This window comes from Endozoicomonas sp. ONNA1 (assembly GCF_024606325.1).
Taxonomy (GTDB): domain Bacteria; phylum Pseudomonadota; class Gammaproteobacteria; order Pseudomonadales; family Endozoicomonadaceae; genus Endozoicomonas_A.
The window spans coordinates 1-14,398 of sequence record NZ_JAHHPN010000498.1; the positions used below are offsets into that span (position 1 = coordinate 1).

Below are 14,398 nucleotides of genomic sequence, written 5' to 3' on the forward strand. Positions count from 1 at the left end.
ACCAATTTATTGCAACCGCAGTAGGACAGCCTTAAGTCCGACAGGCTGCTAGCGCTTAATGCAGACTACTGATTATTTAACCAGATCTTCAGGTGGGTATTCCAGATTGAGCTTTGCACCCAACATTTGTTCCAGGTCGGGGATCAGGAAAGAATCCTCTTCGCAGGCAAAGCTGATACTGGTACCACTGGCTCCGGCCCGGCCTGTCCGGCCAATACGGTGGACATAATCTTCAGGATCCTCGGGCAGGTTATAGTTGATCACATGGCTGATGCCATCAATGTGAATGCCCCGACCAGCAACATCGGTGGCCACCAGGACCGTCAGCCTGCCACTCTTGAAGTTATCCAGCGTTTTGAGTCGCTTCTTTTGGGGGACTTCACCTGAAATCTGATCCGCTTTGAGGCCTCTCTTTTGTAGCTTCTCGGTCAATCGACGAGTTTCATCTCGCCGGTTGGTGAACACAATCACCCGCTCCAGATTGTTCTGATTGATCAGGTTGATCAAGAGAGGGACTTTTTGCTCATTGGTGACGATATAAACCTTCTGGTCAACAGTCTCTGTAGCAACACTCTCTGGTTCAATCTCAACTTTAACAGGCTGCCAGGTCCACTGTTCACCGAGCCTTAATACCTCATCCGTAAAGGTGGCTGAAAAGAGTAGGGTCTGACGATCGCCAGGGCGGGGCGTCATTCGGATAATGCGCCGAACCTGAGGAATGAAGCCCATATCCAGCATTCGGTCGGCTTCGTCAATGACCAGTGTTTCTGTCAGGTCCAGATGCAGGTCTTTGCGTTCGCAGTAATCCAGAAGTCGGCCCGGAGTAGCCACAAGGATATCGATGAAGCCATTACTCATTCGGTTGCGCTGCTTCTCATAATCCATTCCACCCACAACCGTCAGTACGTTCAGGGGCAGGTATTTGGTCAAGGCTTCAGCATCCTGACCAATCTGCAATGCCAGTTCTCGGGTAGGGGCAATGATGACCGCACGGGGTTCACCAAGATAGCGTTGATCCGGTGGCGGGATATCGATCAATTGTTTGATGGTGCTGACGAGAAAAGCGGCTGTCTTGCCCGTACCGGTTTGAGCTTTACCAATAGCGTCTCTGCCAGCCAGTGTGCTGCCCAGTACTTCTGCCTGAATGGGGGTGCAGTACTTGAAGCCCAGTTCCTGGATGGCTCTCATCAGTGGGTCAGGCAGATCAAAGTCATGAAAGCGGGTTTTACCCTGTTCGGGCTCTACCTGGAACTGGCTGATATGCCAGGAGGGTTCGGTCTTCTTGTCGTCTGAGCGATGAGAGTTGTGAGAATGATTACGTCGAGCAGTGTTCCGAGACTTTGGGTTTCTGGATTGAGTGCCGACAACTTTACTGTTTTTCTTCCCGCGCGGGGGCTTGGAATAAGGATTTTTTGGTGCCGGTATAGACTTTTGCCCACCGGATGAAGGCGCTTTTTTCTTTCTGAAAAGACCTAGTAATCCACTCAATGCTTTAATCTCGTTGCAATACTATATCGTTATCCCGGCCTGCAGCTTGGGGCTGACATGTCCTGAGTGCGTCTCGGGACCGGGGATTGAATCTGCTGACGACGGGTATCTCGGCCCTGGTGTTAAAAAGTCGGGCAAACAGAAAGAGAAAGAGGCCTTCAGGTAGCTGTCTGTTAACAGTCAGGTATCTGCTCAGCAGCAGTGCGCCGCAGGAAACTGGATTCAAAAGGCTGCGGCATTCCAAAAGGATTCTAAGGTATCTGGCGGGTGATTGCTAAATTGATTGCTCATAGGTGTCGCTATCGGGATGGTTGTCCTGCTCTTCGCTCTTTCTTTTGCGCATGTAGAATTTGTTCAGCTTGTCCTTTTTGCTGACTTTTCTCTTTTTTCTGCGGAGTTTCGATTTGTAGAGGATTAACAGCAGTGGTTGGTCTGGCATGGGCCTGAGCGGGCGTTCCTTGAAAAAAAAGCTCGCTTCTTCGGCAAACTTCTGGATTCTGTCAGCCAGCGTGTCGGTCTCCGGACTATTTTCATAATCCTGAGTCAGTGTGCTCATGATGTATTGCACTGGCGCTATTTCCATAGGACACCTCATTTTAAAGCCCATAGGTTCCGTCACTCATGAAAATCCAACAGTGGTGGCCAGATGGCCTCTTTTTCATGATAAACAGTTTTAAGATTACTTACTTTCCTACAGTACAGCCATTAGACATAGGTCTTGGGAGAATAGTTCCCTCCGAGTCATCCGGGACAGCCGAACAAATGATGAGCAGAGGTTTTGTCGTGGCAGGGCAGACTCATGGAAGTGACAAGGAATCCCCAATGATGGGTAAAAAATCCGCAGGAGATTCCTTGTCAACAGTCAGAGCTCAGACACAATCTCCTTGCTGAATGACTTCTCACAATAGTGACACTTCAGTCGAATATCGTCGTCTTTTTCCCGCAGATAGAAATAGCTGTTCACAGGCTCATTGTGAGTAATGCAGTTTGAGTTAGGGCATGGAAAAGCACCTCTGAGAGTCTCGGGAACCGTCATATTGAATTTATCAACGACATGGTATTCGTCGATGACATTAATAGTGGCTCCCTGTGCAAACAGAGCCAGCTGATTGGCCTCTTGTTCAGTGAACTTGAGGTCAGTCACTTTGATAATGTCTTTGCGACCCTGAGCCTTGCTGGGCAGGTTGAAGCCCACTGTAATGCTGACATCGGAGTTCAGCAATTGCAGGCGGTCCAGAATTTTAACACCTTGACCGGCAGGGATATGGTCAATGACGGTGCCTTTGCGAATGGCCTCAACCTGAAGCTTGTTAGTCACTGCAGTGTCTCCCTCAGATACTTTTGTTCAAAACCAGAGCCAGGAGCGCCTGACGGGCATAGACCCCATTCTCGGCCTGCTGAAAATAGTAAGCATGAGGCGTATTATCAACAGCCACTTCTATTTCGTTGACCCGGGGCAGGGGGTGAAGAATTTTCAGGCTCTCTCTGGCTCCTTTCAGGCTTTCGACACCCAGAATGTACTTAGAGGCCATGTGCATGTATTCAGTTTCATCAAAGCGCTCTTTTTGAACCCGTGTCATATAAATAATGTCAGACTCAGGCACCACTTCTTCAATGCTCCCGGCTTTGCGGTAGCGAATACCTTTTTCATCCAGTTCTTCCAGCAGGTAATCGGGCATTGAAAGCGCGTCGGGTGCAATAAAGTTAAATTTGGCACCGAACAGTGCCATGGCCTGAACCAATGAGTGAACAGTTCTGCCGTATTTAAGGTCACCGACAAAGGTGATGGTCAGGTCGTCCAGTGTCCCCTGACATTCTCTAATACTGAAAAGATCCAGCAACGTCTGTGTCGGGTGCTGGTTGGCACCATCACCGCCATTAATGATTGGGACATTGGAGAATTCAGAGGCCAATCGTGCCGCACCTTCCTGAGGATGACGCATGATGAAGGCATCAGTATAAGAACTGATGATTTTGACTGAATCGGCCAGTGTTTCGCCTTTTTTGGCCGAGGTGTTACTGCTGTCAGAGAAACCAATCAGGGTTCCTCCCAGCCTCTGTACAGCGGTTTCGAATGAGAGACGGGTTCGGGTCGAAGCCTCAAAGAAGCAGCTGGCAATCACCTTGCCCTCTAGCAGATCGGGACGTGGTGCTCTTTTAAGCTGGGCGGCAGTTTCCAGAATCTGTTCGAGGTCTGAACGATTCAGGTCTGCTATGGAAATGATGTCCCTCAGATAGAGCTGGTTTTCCATCAAGAGTTACCTGTTCCTGAATAAGGGTGAAGAATGGGGAGATGGTGCCAAATAGCTGATGAAGCTACAGGGTGGGCACAAACCAAAAAAAAGCCCCTGATTAAGGAGCTTTTTCTGAAAAACGGACCACTGTTGATACCGGTCGGCACCCTGCTCAGGCGTGTGTTTGAAACAGAACAGCCAGTTTCGGATCTCATTCGCGTGTGTTCGTCACAGTATACGTTTCAGCTCTGACAGCCTATGGGCATTATGTTGCCATTAAAAATAAGTTAAAGAAGCCTGCGCTTACAGGCAAGTCTTTGTAGGCAAATTGGTAACTACTCTACCGATGAAAAAAAACCAAATCAAGAGCTTGTTGATAGTGATTTTCTTTTTGGCCAGAGATTGCTCATTGAGAGAGGTAAGCGATCAAAATGGAAAAATCATGGATTCTTGTCTGGCTTGTACCACCAGTTACTCAGGTCGAGCCAGTAAAGATGGTCTTGTGGTGGATGACCAAGGTGGTGCCAGTAAGCCAGATGAGTCTTTTGAGTATGCCACTTGGGAATGACGTAGTGGCCCCACATCAGTACCCGGTCCATAGCCCTGACAATGGGTATCAGTTTTTCATAGCTGTCTGCATTTGTTGCCTCGGCTAGCAGGTGGTCAATGACCGGGTTTTTGATGCCGACAATGTTACCACTTTGTTTTTCCATGACGACTTTACTGCTCCACATATGATACAGCTCGTTGCCCGGATAAGTGGACTGCCAGAAATACCAGTCCACCATTTCGAAATCTGACTCCCTGACTCTTTTTCGAAACAGGCTTTTGTCGAGAGTCTTTATGTTCAATGTTATGCCAAGGTCAGCAAGACTTTTACGGTAAGAAAGTAACAAACGTTCCTGTTTAGGGTCTTCGGTCAGCAGGCTGAGAGTGAGAGGCTTGCCTGAGGCTGTATCTATCATCCGCCCGTTTTCCAACCGGTATCCTGCTCTTTTGAAGAGAGCCAGAGCTTTCCTGACATTCTCCCTGTTTTTACCGCTTCCGTCTGAAACGGGGAGAATGACGGCTTGCTTGAAAAGTTCACTGGGTAACTGCTCCTGAAACGGCTCCAGTAGCTTGAGTTCTTCTTCTGTCGGCAGACCTGTGGCTGAGAGAGGTGAGTTGTAGAAAAAGCTCGTAGTACGCTGAAAGTCAGAATTCAGCAGAGTCCTGTTAATCCACTCAAAATCGAAGGCCATGATTAAAGCCTGACGAAGTGCAGGGTTTTTGAACTTGTCCCGACGAAGATTAAAAGCCAGGGCACTCATGCCAGCTGTATAGAGCATTTCAATGTCTTTCTTCAGCACCCGACCTTCTTTAACTGCCGGGAAACTGAATGACTGATGCCATTTTTGAGTATCAGTCTCCTGATGAACATCATAAAGTCCGGCTCTGAAGCCTTCGATCACAGCCTGAGGGTCACGATAATAGTCCACCCTGATTTCGTCGAAATTATACCTCCCTCTCTGGCTGGGAAGATTGACTGCCCAATAATCCCTGACTCGCTCAAAAGTGATGTTTTGTCCTATTTTGACATGCTTGACCTTTAAGGGCCCACTGGTCACAGGGCTGTTCAGGTGACGACCCTGAAAGTTTCTGGTCTGCCAGTAATGATGAGGAAGCACGCGAAGATAACCCAGCAGGGCAAGCTGCTTCTTGCCAGGTTTGTCCAGGTAAAAAACGACTCGGTGTGGCGAAGTTTTTTCAACTCTGGCGACGTCTTTATAGAGATTTTTCAAAAAGGGTGAGCCCTCCCTTTTGAATAACTCAAAAGTGAATACAACATCTTTTGACGTGACAGGGTGGTTGTCGCTGAACTTTGCTGCCGGGTTGATATGAAAAGCAACCCAGCTGAAGTCGTGAGGGTATTCGATGGCTTCGGCCAGAAAGGGATAAAGAGTGTGAGGTTCATCGGCTGACCGGGTCATTAATGAGCCGTGGGTGTGGTAAAGGTAATCAGGCGTAGTTCCTTTGCCGTTAAATGGGTTCAGAGTGTCGAATGAGCCTGTCCTGGCTAGCCTCAGGACACCACCTTTAGGTGCATTGGGGTTTGTGTAAGCAAAATGAGTGAAGCTGTCCGGGTATTTGTGGGTACCGATCAGAGTGAAAGACTTTTCAATACGGACCTCACCCCAGATGGCCAGAGGGTGCGACAGGCAGAGGCTGAGGAGAAGGTTTGTTATTATTCTGATTCCGGAACCATTAATTTTGAATACATTGTTGTTTCTGGATAAATTGTTCCCGTGTAGATTGTTGCCGGGTAGATTGTTGCTGGAAACAACTCTGCTCACAGTCTCTTCAGCCTTCTTTGTGTCGAGGTGGTGTCAGGGGGACAGAATGGTTGGGAGAAATATAGCTTAGCTGCTTTTCAGTTTGCTTACGTTCACGAAGGTTTCTGCTTCAGCGGCGGAAGATTAAGCTGTATGTTGGCTTCAAGCGCTCTCAGCAGTCCACTGGCAGTGTGTCGAGACCAGAACTGACCTAATCCGTGCAGCGATTTTTCAGAAGCGGGTACTGGAATCTCCAGTCCTTCAACAGGCAGGCTGCCCTGGGCATAGATAGCGTGGGCCGGACCCTGGATGAAGAGCCCCTGAAGAGTATCGTTCAATAACTCTCCGTTCAGGTAAGCATGAGTGATGAGTGCTTTTGGCTTCAGGTCGGGTTCTTCATTTTGAATGTGCCAGTAGATGGCAGAGTTCAGGGCAAGACTGTTAAATACCACCGCCTTGAATCGGGTTTTAAAGGAAACATACTGGGCGATTGCGCCACCCAGAGAGGAGCCTGTCAGCTCAAACTCATGGTCAGGGTAGTGCTCATACAGGTCGACAGTCAGCTCCAAAGCTCTTCTCAGCATGGGAACTTCCAGTGGAAAGTAATCCCCGGCAGTGATGAAGCTGGAGAAGTAGGAGATGATCTGTGTCAGATAGCCATATCCATAGCCACCCTGTGTCCAGGCAGCATTGGTCAGGGAGTTGAGGCTATCAAATTCTGTTCCTGTGAACGCTATCAGAATTTTCTTTTCTGAAGTGTGGAGGAAAACTCTGGCTTTCAACCCGGAGTCTTCGCGGTCGTAGATTCGGTTGGCATCATACCGGGTGTCAAACACTCCCTGTGTTAACCATTTTTCAGGTACATCTGTCTTGACTGCGTTGCGATACTGAATATGGGTGAGGCGATCTTCCAGGGCCTCTTTGACGCCCGCTCTATCACTGGCAGTTCTGAAACGATAGGACAGGTAGCTGGCAAATGCATAGGGGTAGAGTGCTTCCAGGCGATGCTTGAACTTTTCGGCAGGAGAGTTGATATACCGTTGAGTGGAGTCGGGCCCCGGAATCTTGTTGAGATTGGGTTTTTCGCCTCTGGCGAATACGTTTTGGCTTGATCCAAAAACTGTCAGTACGCAGGCCAACAGAATAAGCAGTATAATACGCGGGTATTGCGATGTGAGTTTCCTTGTCATAGTCTCGACCCTTCCCTGAATGTTTTGACGTTCATGTCTATTAGACAGGGCGAGAGCATCTTAGTTCAGAGGAGTGACAAGTTGATTAGGGATAAGGCCAAAATTTTTATCTTTGTTATATTAGATTAAATTCTAATAGCTTTATTAATATAAAAAGGGGCTTGTTTTTTGCCGTGTCATTGCTCTTTTTTGATATGACAGCCACCGGGGATCTCAATGGTAAGGTCGCTCTTGGCATAACAGCAGCAGGGCAGGATTTTTCCATCGGGGACAAAAGCGACGGGTTCTGCGAAATATTCCACTTCACCGGCCACCAGTTGAACCTGGCAACTGCCACAGAATCCTTCACGACACTGGTATTCAATATCCACCTTCTGTGACTCGAGCGCCTCCAGCAGGTTGAGGTCGCTTCTGGAAATGAAGCTGAAGCCATCCAGTATCTTGACGATGTTGGCCATGAGGATCTCCTGGTAAACGGTTGGCCGGGAGGCTGTCTTTACTCGTTCAGCCCCCAGTGGCCATCGTGCTATCTCTTAGAGTGAGAAGTTGCTGAAGTCATCGGTCTGGACTTCGTTATCAATCTGTCCAACCAGATAGGAGCTGACTTCCACTTCCTGAGGCGCTACCTGGACAGAGTCACTGTTCAGCCAGCTATTCATCCAGGGTAGAGGGTTCTGGCGGGGTGGGAAGGCCGGGTCAAAGCCCAGGGCAGCCATTCTCTGATTGGTGATGTATTCGACATATTGGCTGAGAATGTCCTTGTTCAAACCAATCATTGAGCCATTCTGGAACAGGTATTCAGCCCACTCTTTTTCCTGTTCAGCAGCAGCAATAAAAATTTCTCTGGCTTCTGTCCGGAGCTCAATAGCAATCTCAGCCATTTCCGGATCGTCTTTACCTTCAGCCATGATTTGCAGGATGTGCTGGGTACCGGTCAGGTGCAGGGCTTCGTCGCGGGCGATTAGTTTGATGATTTTTGCATTGCCTTCCATAGTGGAACGCTCGGCAAAAGCAAAGCTGCAGGCAAAGCTGACGTAAAAGCGAATGGCTTCCAGAACATTGACGGATACCAGAGTCAGGTAAAGTTTTCGCTTCAGATCCCTGACGGAAACATGCACTTCTTTACCTTTGAGTTGGTGGGTGCCTTCACCCAGCATGTTGAGTTGGCTGATGCCTTCAATCAGGTCATCGTAGTAACGGGTGATGTCAGCCGCCCTTTTCACAATGGCCTCGTTATTGACAATGTCATCAAAAACCACGGAAGGTTCGGTGATGATGTTGCGAATGATGTGGGTGTATGAGCGAGAGTGAATGGTTTCACTAAAAGCCCAGGTCTCAATCCAGGTTTCCAGCTCAGGCAGAGAAACAATGGGTAGCAGGGCGACATTGGGTGAGCGGCCTTGCACAGAGTCCAGCAGGGTCTGATATTTAAGGTTACTCAGGAAGATATGCTTTTCATGTTCTGGCAGATGGGCAAAATCACTGCGGTCGGTCGATAAGTCCACCTCTTCCGGACGCCAGAAGAATGACAGCTGTTTTTCGATCAGTTTTTCAAAGATCGGGTGTTTTTGGACATCATAACGGGAGACGTTAACACCCCGTCCAAAAAACATAGGTTCCTGAGTGGCATTGAACTTTTCTTGGTTGAAAGTCGAGTAGCTCATGTTTTCTCTGCTTCAGGGCCAGGAAGGGCCGGCCTCGTCCAGTTGCTATTAACGCTGGTTTAAGTGGGACACTGTTCCAGTGTCCCGGTTCCGACTTTCGTCAAATTTTGCAAGCGCCGCCTGCACAGCCATCGTCAGCTTCTTCCTGACCGTCTGACGCACCATCACGAGTGTTGTGGTAGTAAAGGGTCTTCACACCTAGCTTGTAGGCCGTCAAAAGGTCTTTAAGAAGGAGCTTCATTGGCACTTTACCGCCTTCGAAACGGGCTGGATCATAGTTGGTGTTGGCCGAAATGGTCTGGTCAACAAACTTTTGCATGATCGCAACCAGCTGGAGGTAACCGTCATTACTGGTGATATTCCACAGCAGCTCATAGTTGTGACGCAGCTCTTCGAAGTCGGGTACAACCTGCTTCAGGATGCCGTCTTTGCTGGCCTTGACGCTGACAAAGCCTCGTGGTGGTTCAATACCATTGGTCGCGTTACTGATCTGTGATGAAGTCTCGGAAGGCATCAGGGCGGTCAGTGTTGAGTTACGCAGGCCGTGATTCCTGATCTCGCTGCGCAGGGCTTCCCAGTCCAGATGAAGTGCTTCGGTGCAGACTTCGTCCAGGTCCTTCTTGTAGGTATCTATCGGCAGGATGCCCCGGGAGTAGGTGGTCTCATGGAACTTGGTGCAGGTGCCTTTTTCTTTCGCCAGCTGGTTAGAGGCTTTCAGCAGGTAATACTGAATAGCTTCAAATGTTTTATGGGTCAGACCGTTGGCAGAACCATCAGAATAACGAACAGCGTTTTTAGCCAGATAATGGGCAAAGTTGATCACACCAATCCCCAGAGGGCGGCGTGCCATCGTGGCGTTGTATGCCGCTGGCAGAGGATAATCCTGATAGTCCAGCAGGTTGTCCAGTGCACGAACCAGGAGGTTGCTCATCTCTTCCAGTTCGTCCAGGTTATCCAGCTTACCCAGGTTGAAAGCAGCCAGGGTGCATAGCGCGATTTCACCTTCCTCATCCAGTACGTGTGTGAGAGGCTTGGTGGGCAGGGCAATTTCCAGGCAAAGGTTGCTCTGGCGAACCGGAGCTACTGCCGGGTCAAACGGGCTGTGAGTGTTGCAGTGGTCAACATTCTGCAGGTAAATACGACCGGTGCTGGCGCGCTCAGACGCAAACAGGGAGAACAGCTCTACTGCCTTCAGAGTCTTCTTGCGGATGTTTGGATCCTGTTCATACCTGGCATAAAGCGCGTCAAACTTTTCCTGGTCTTCAAAGAAGGCATCGTACAATCCGGGAACATCAATCGGCGAGAACAGGGAGATGTTGCCACCGGTGATCAGACGCTGATACATCAGGCGGTTGAACTGAACGCCGTAATCCAGGTGACGAACACGGTTTTCTTCAACTCCCCGGTTGTTCTTCAGAACCAGCAGATTCTCAACTTCGTAGTGCCAGATGGGGTAGAACAGAGTCGCTGCACCACCACGAACACCTCCCTGGGAGCAGGACTTAACCGCTGTCTGGAAATGCTTGTAGAAAGGAATACAGCCTGTATGAAACGCTTCACCGTTCCGGATCGGGCTGCCAATGGCACGAATACCGCCGGCATTGATACCAATGCCTGCACGTTGGGAAACGTATTTAACAATGGCACTGGATGTCGCATTGATAGAATCCAGAGAGTCACCACACTCAATCAATACGCAGGAGCTGAACTGACGGGTAGGCGTGCGAACACCGGCCATGATCGGTGTTGGCAGAGAAATCTTGAACGTAGAGACAGCTTCATAGAAACGCTTAATATAATCCAGGCGGGTTTCTTTCGGGTAACTGGCAAACAGACAGGCACCGATCAGCATGAAAAGCATCTGAGGGCTTTCGTAGTATTCACCCGTGACCCGGTTCTGAACCAGATACTTCCCTTCCAACTGCTTAACAGCAGCGTAGCTGAAGTCCATGTCACGCTTGTGATCAATAAACCCATTCATGGTATTGAATTCAGCTTCACTGTAGTCATGAAGAAGATGAGCATCATACTTTTTCATTTCCGCCAGTTTGACGACGTGGTCGTGAAGCCCGGGTGGCTCGAACTGGCCGTATGCTTTCTTGCGCAGATGGAAGATAGCCAGGCGGGCTGCCAGATACTGGTAATCAGGAGCCTGTTCGGAGATCAGGTCAGCGGCTGACTTGATCAATGTTTCGTGGATATCAGTGGTCTGTATGCCATCGTAGAACTGAATTTGTGATTTGAGTTCAACTTCGGAAACGGAAACGTTGTTCAGTCCTTCAGCAGCCCAGGTGATGACCTTGTGGATCTTCTCCAGATCCAGCTGCTCCTTGTCTCCGTCGCGCTTGGTGACCAGGATATCTTTGTTCATTAAAAGCCCTTACCAGTAGATAAATAAAACTCAAGATATTGTATTTTTATGTTTCGGCTACTACTAAATGCCAGCTCCTGTCTTGGGTACAGGCGATGTGTCGCAGAGGGTTGAGCCGAGAAAAACAAGCAGGTCATTAACCCGCAGTGCAACTGTCTCGAAGAGGTGTGTTCAGGGGCCAGACACCGTCCTGAGTGACCTGTCAGCTTTTCTTCCCTGATACTGCACTACTTGCGCCACAAATCCCTTTCGTTAGCGACTTCACAGACTGTCTTCGGGTTCGCCACACTATCGAACCAGATCATCTAACTATTTGGTTAACTATCCGACTAACCAACACAAGATATTGTGTGACGAACTCATATATACACAAGATAATGCGCTATTGGCAGAAGTTCAAGTTGGCAGTTTAGTGGAAAAATTGTGTATAACTTGTGAGTTTTTCTCAGTGTTAGTACTTGCAAACGGGCTGGCTGCTTTTACTGACACGGCTTTCAGTATTCAACAGATCTGCCGACACAGGCCAGACTCTATATATAATAAAAAGTCATAAATAAGTATAAATCAATAAGTAATAGGTAATATTCGGAAAGGCGCGCCAAAACAGTGTAACTCAAAACGTCGAGTGTTTTACAAATGCCAGGTTTACCGTGAAAATCCCAGGAATCAGGCCTGAAAGCACCCTCCCTGCTCCGTTGCAAGGTGCGACTGGCTCTGCCTAACTGCTATGCCCCAGAGATCCACGGAGGAGCAGCAGATCCTGATGGAAGGGGCGGGTCGGCATGATCTAAGTCAAAGGGGAACAGAGCTTTTTAACGTGTATTCGATGTCTCGGGACATGAGATAAGGTAGGGTAAGGACAATCACTCCCTGGTCAGTTTGGGCTCAGTGTGACAAGCACTGAAAAACTGCCGCCACACTCCGGGCTCTGCCGGTCTCCAGAGTTTAGGGTGTTTTCCTTACTCGCTCATTTTTCAATAAAACTGTTTTTGAGCATATCTGATAGCTGATAGTAAGTGAACACATGCCATCCCTGGTTTTCAGCGCCGGAAGGCACGAACAATCCTGTGACCGGGTCCTTCAGGTAATACTCATTGAAATTCTCAAGCCTTGACACTTTGTCATGTATCTTCTGCGCCAGATGAAGGTAGCGTACATCATCGATGGTTTTGTACATACCCATAAGGGCAATGCCGCAGCGCAGTATTTTATCGGGCCAGAATGTGTAGCCATTATTTGCTCTCATTAAGTGCTCATTCGGACCGCTGTTGCCCATGGGGATGAATAACTGACCGTCATTATTGTAGAACTCCTCAAACAGATCGGCGACATCCGGATAATTTTCATGAGGTACCGCACCGGCAATGATGGCCCAGGCCAGACCGAAGGGGTCAGTGATGCTGCCATCTTTGAATTTTTGTGCGTCCGGTAGCGCTTCTCTTTGAGCAATCATATCTTTGATGATCGAGCCTGGTTGTGTGGGGTTGACAGCCTCATGCTTGCTGCGCACAAACCAGCGGGGGCTAAATTGTTGGTTGGCATCGAAGAGTAAATGGGTTCTCAGATTCTTTTGTAGCTGCTGACTTAAACCGGCAAGCATGGTTTCAACGCTGGCCACTGAATCTGTCAGCGATCTCAGCGATGGTGGCAGATGTGAGCCAGCCTTAATCAATTCCTGCCTGAACGCAGCACTATCGAGATAGCTCGAAGCGCTGTGGAGACTTTTCAGGCCATCAAGAAGAATTGATGCATTGGTCAACAGACAGCTGTCGGCGAGTATGTCATTAAAAATATCAAGATAGTCAGCTCCGACAGGTAGTCCCTGCTTATCCATAACATTGGTGTAAATGTAGACAAGCGCTCTTGCAATCATGGGCGTTAACTGATGGCCCCTGGCTTGTGCTGCCGATGGGTCGTCAGTCGCCAGAGCTTTGAGATACTTACCACAGAGCGCGAGTATATTGATTTCCGGGTCAGTGGTGCCTGGTGTCAACCTGTCCAAATTTTCGTTTATATAGTTATCCAACAGGAAACTGGGTTTTGGAAACTTGAATTGCGGATCAGTCGGCGTTGTTTTTTTCAAGTTTTCAATACGCTGATATACCGTTGTGAGTTGCACTTTCAGTTGTTCGGGAGCTGTTGTCTTGACATAAGTAAGTGCCCTTTCGACATCTAGCGTAAATAATTCGGGTAATCGTGACCCGTATAACAAGTGGGGGTGTTGATCAAAGAATTTCTGTACTTCCACGAGATATTTCCGCCTAATAACCCGTTCAATGATAAAGCGTGTGGGATTGTTGACCAGAACAATGGGTAGTGCTCCGAGATTATTGTGCTGAAACCCAGGAAAACTTTTGTTACTGTTGGGCTCCAGTTTGGTTACCTGATGTTTGGAAAATGCAAGCAGGATGTTACACACGACCTCCAGAACCTCTGGCTGTGCGAGCACTCGATCAACAGCCATCATGTTGTTATCACGGGCCCATGTAGTACCTTGATAGTGCGTTGATTTCTCGCCTTCGGCGATACTGGCAGTCAGTTGTTGGTCTATACCAAGTGACACCAGCTCCTGACTTTTTGCAATTTTGGCGGAATGGGCAAGGGAGTGAGCCTGTGCTTCTGATAAACTCAGTATTCCCTGGTTCGAAGTACTAGTGCAGACCGGATCTTCATCGATATTAATGGGTGTCCCGGCATTACTACTTGCAGTTAGTGACAGTGCCGGTAAAGATAAACTCAATGCCACCGATCCGGCTATGTTAGCCACTTTGAATTTTGCCAAATTCATTTTGCTTTCTACCATTTTCTGATGTTTGTTAGTCTCGGAAAGACTAGTAGCAGAACAGTGGAAGTGCTTTGTTTATTTGCCACGATAATTTCGCTCCGGTTAATCACGGCAACCCCTTGGCCTGTGTCTTCCTCCGTATTGTATGTATGGGGGAAATGTTATTGGAGGAATTGGCACAATTCTTCGCCATCTTTTCTGAACGTGCCGAATGAGAACCACGACAGGATTTCCATGGTGTGGGTTGACCGAAAAAAGCACATGCTAAACGATCATGACTGACCCCGCCGGTCATGAGCGTCTAGCAGCCTGTCGGACTTAAGGCTGTCCTGCTGCGGTTGCAATAAATTGGTC

At 48.6% G+C, this 14,398-nt stretch carries 10 protein-coding genes; all 10 read right to left on the reverse strand.

From position 1 onward, the window contains the following. Nucleotides 1–72 precede the first annotated feature (72 nt). A complete protein-coding gene (gene rhlB, locus KDK19_RS11330; RefSeq protein ID WP_257282388.1) occupies nt 73–1,260 on the reverse strand; it encodes an ATP-dependent RNA helicase RhlB in 1,188 nt (395 codons plus the stop codon). Nucleotides 1,261–1,762: 502 nt separating this feature from the next. Further along, complete coding sequence (locus KDK19_RS11335) at nt 1,763–2,071, reverse strand: hypothetical protein (RefSeq protein ID WP_257282387.1); 309 nt, start codon at nt 2,069–2,071, stop codon at nt 1,763–1,765. 279 nt (nt 2,072–2,350) lie between these two features. Further along, nucleotides 2,351–2,806, reverse strand: coding sequence for an aspartate carbamoyltransferase regulatory subunit (gene pyrI, locus KDK19_RS11340; protein WP_257282386.1), 456 nt, complete (start codon nt 2,804–2,806; stop codon nt 2,351–2,353). Between the two features lie 13 nt (nt 2,807–2,819). Beyond that, nucleotides 2,820–3,740, reverse strand: a complete 921-nt coding sequence (gene pyrB, locus KDK19_RS11345; protein ID WP_257282385.1) for an aspartate carbamoyltransferase — start codon at nt 3,738–3,740, stop codon at nt 2,820–2,822. Nucleotides 3,741–4,162: 422 nt separating this feature from the next. After that, nucleotides 4,163–6,055 carry an extracellular solute-binding protein gene (locus tag KDK19_RS11350; protein WP_257282384.1) on the reverse strand — a complete coding sequence of 631 codons (1,893 nt, stop codon included), beginning with the start codon at nt 6,053–6,055 and terminating at the stop codon, nt 4,163–4,165. 92 nt (nt 6,056–6,147) lie between these two features. After that, nucleotides 6,148–7,224, reverse strand: a complete 1,077-nt coding sequence (locus KDK19_RS11355; RefSeq protein ID WP_257253678.1) for a hypothetical protein — start codon at nt 7,222–7,224, stop codon at nt 6,148–6,150. A gap of 176 nt (nt 7,225–7,400) precedes the next feature. Beyond that, a complete protein-coding gene (yfaE, locus tag KDK19_RS11360) occupies nt 7,401–7,682 on the reverse strand; it encodes a class I ribonucleotide reductase maintenance protein YfaE (protein ID WP_257253680.1) in 282 nt (93 codons plus the stop codon). Nucleotides 7,683–7,757: 75 nt separating this feature from the next. Beyond that, entirely contained in the window at nt 7,758–8,888 is a 1,131-nt protein-coding gene (gene nrdB / locus KDK19_RS11365) for a class Ia ribonucleoside-diphosphate reductase subunit beta (RefSeq protein WP_257282383.1), read from the reverse strand. 100 nt (nt 8,889–8,988) lie between these two features. Next, nucleotides 8,989–11,259 (reverse strand): class 1a ribonucleoside-diphosphate reductase subunit alpha, encoded by a 2,271-nt coding sequence (gene nrdA / locus KDK19_RS11370; RefSeq protein ID WP_257282382.1) that lies wholly within the window; start codon nt 11,257–11,259, stop codon nt 8,989–8,991. 967 nt (nt 11,260–12,226) lie between these two features. Continuing rightward, nucleotides 12,227–14,047 carry a hypothetical protein gene (locus KDK19_RS11375; RefSeq protein WP_257291990.1) on the reverse strand — a complete coding sequence of 607 codons (1,821 nt, stop codon included), beginning with the start codon at nt 14,045–14,047 and terminating at the stop codon, nt 12,227–12,229. Nucleotides 14,048–14,398: the final 351 nt, after the last annotated feature.

Coding starts and splice junctions, on each gene's coding strand:
- yfaE (WP_257253680.1), bottom strand. CDS start 7,682: ATGGCCAACATCGTCAAGATACTGGATGGCTTCAGCTTCATTTCCAGA.
- KDK19_RS11375 (WP_257291990.1), bottom strand. CDS start 14,047: ATGAATTTGGCAAAATTCAAAGTGGCTAACATAGCCGGATCGGTGGCA.
- KDK19_RS11355 (WP_257253678.1), bottom strand. CDS start 7,224: ATGACAAGGAAACTCACATCGCAATACCCGCGTATTATACTGCTTATT.
- nrdA (WP_257282382.1), bottom strand. CDS start 11,259: ATGAACAAAGATATCCTGGTCACCAAGCGCGACGGAGACAAGGAGCAG.
- KDK19_RS11335 (WP_257282387.1), bottom strand. CDS start 2,071: ATGGAAATAGCGCCAGTGCAATACATCATGAGCACACTGACTCAGGAT.
- pyrB (WP_257282385.1), bottom strand. CDS start 3,740: ATGGAAAACCAGCTCTATCTGAGGGACATCATTTCCATAGCAGACCTG.
- nrdB (WP_257282383.1), bottom strand. CDS start 8,888: ATGAGCTACTCGACTTTCAACCAAGAAAAGTTCAATGCCACTCAGGAA.